Source organism: Lysinibacillus sp. NPDC056185 (assembly GCF_047737915.1).
Lineage (GTDB): Bacteria > Bacillota > Bacilli > Bacillales_A > Planococcaceae > Lysinibacillus.
On sequence record NZ_JBLLLQ010000075.1, the window covers coordinates 1 to 1,975 of the forward strand.

Annotated in this window: 2 protein-coding genes; both read right to left on the reverse strand. The window is 73.6% G+C overall.

The annotated features are described in order from the left end of the window. On the reverse strand, positions 1-1,602 hold a 1,602-nt coding region (locus ACMZ42_RS26920), incomplete at its 3' end, for a condensation domain-containing protein (RefSeq protein ID WP_415733405.1). Beyond that, on the reverse strand, positions 1,599-1,975 hold a 377-nt coding region (locus tag ACMZ42_RS26925), incomplete at its 5' end, for a phosphopantetheine-binding protein (RefSeq protein WP_415733406.1). The genes ACMZ42_RS26920 and ACMZ42_RS26925, both read right to left, overlap by 4 nt.

Consider the following 1,975-nt stretch of genomic DNA (forward strand, 5'->3'; position numbering starts at 1 on the left):
GGCGAACACTTCCTGTACGCAGAGGTCTTCGTCGCGCCCTGCGACCCCGGTGCCGGTGGGGCGGGTGTCCGCGGCCCGGGGATCGGTGCCTCCGGCCTCCAGCAGGGTGCGTTCGACGGCTCCGATCAGCGGCAGTTCGGAGATCCTGCTGCCGGGTGCGTCGGCGATCCCCGCCAGCAGCCGGGTGAAGCGCTCGGCGAACCGCTCGGCCGTCCCGTGGTCGAACAGCGCGGTCGCGTACTCGATGGCGCCGCGCAGCGATCCGTCGGCCTGTTCCTCCAGTTGCAGGGAGAGGTCGAACTTGGCGACGGTCCACGGGGTTTCGGCGTGTTCCACGGTCACGCCGGGCAGCGCCGCGGCCCGGTCGGCTGCCGAGTGGAGGGCGAACGCCACCTGGAACAGCGGGGTACGGGACAGGTCGCGCTCCGGCTGGAGCTCGTCCACCAGCGTGCTGAACGGCAGGTCCTGGTGGCTCAGGGCGTCCAGCACGGTGGCGCGGTTGTCCCGGAGCAGCTCGTCGAACGTCGCGTCGCCCTGCCACCGTGCCCGCAGTACGACGGTGTCCACGAGGTAGCCGATCAGATCGCGGACCTCGGGCCTGGTGCGGTCGGCGACCGGGGTGCCGACCGCGATGTCGGTGCGGCCCGCGCAGCGGCCCAGCAGCACCTGGAACGCCGTCAGCAGCAGCACGAACGGGGTGGTCTGCCGCTCCTGGGCCAGCTCGCGCAGTACGGCCGCCCGGTCGGCGGGGACGGTCAGCGGGGCGGTGGCTCCGTGCCAGTCGCGGACGGCCGGCCTGGGCCGGTCGGCAGGCAGCTCCAGCGGCTCCAGACCGGCCAGCTGCTGCCGCCAGTAGGCCAGCCGGGGCGCCAGCAGGTCGTCGGTCAGCCGGCTCCGCTGCCAGGCGGCGTAGTCCGCGTACTGGACGGGGAGCGGGGCGGGGAGTCCTCCGTCCCCGCCGGTGCGGTGCCGGTAGAACCGGGCGAGTTCCCCGGTGAAGACCTCAGTGGAACGGTCGTCGCCCGCGATGTGGTGGAAGACCACCAGCAGGAGATGGTCGTCCTCGGCCAGCCGCACCAGCCGGATCCGCAGCGGGGCCGTGAGCTCCAGGTCGAATCCGACGGAGGTCTCGCGCCGGACGAACTCGGCTGCCGCGATCTCCCGTTCCGCGGCGGCGGTGCCCGTCAGATCGGCCTCCTCGTACACGGGCGAGTCCAGCGGCCGGGCGTCGTCGATGATCTGGACGGGGCGGCCGTCGGCCATCGTGTACCGGGTGCGCAGCACCTCGTGCCGATCGACGACGTCGGTGAGCGCGCCGAGCAGGGCGGCCCGGTCCAGGCCGCCGCGCAGCCGCAGCGCGAGCGGCATCAGATACTCGGGACTCTCGGGTGCGAGGCGGTTCAGGAACCACATCTGCTGCTGGCCGGACGAGAGCGCGAGCGGCGCGTCGCGGTCGGCCCTCGGCAGCGCCGAGGCAGCGCCCCGGCGCCGGCGGCCGGCGAGTCGGGCCCGCAGCAGTTCGGCCCGCCGCGCCTCGGTGGACTCCGGGTCGTGCGGTGGTTCGCCGCCGTGTCCGGCGGTGCTGATCACGCCAGTGGTCATCGGCTGTGCTCCTCATTCAGGGTCATTCGGTCGGTGGCCGCGGCAAGTTCGGCGTCGTCGAGCTCGGCGAGCTCCGCCCGGATCGCGTCCTCCACGGCTGCCGTCAGACCGGCGACCGTGGGCTGTTCGAAGACGGTGTGCAGCGGAAGGGCGATATCGAACGCGTCGTGGACGGCGGCGACCAGCCGGGCGGCCAGCAGCGAGGTGCCGCCCAGCCGGAAGAAGTTCTGCGCCGCGCCGACGCGTTCGGTGCCGAGCAGCTCGCACCAGAGCTCGGCCATCAGTTCCTGTGCCGGGCCGTCGGGCGGCACGTCGGCGCCCGCGTCCGCCGCGTGGGCCGCGATCCCGTCGATGACCTCGGGCAGGGCGAGGC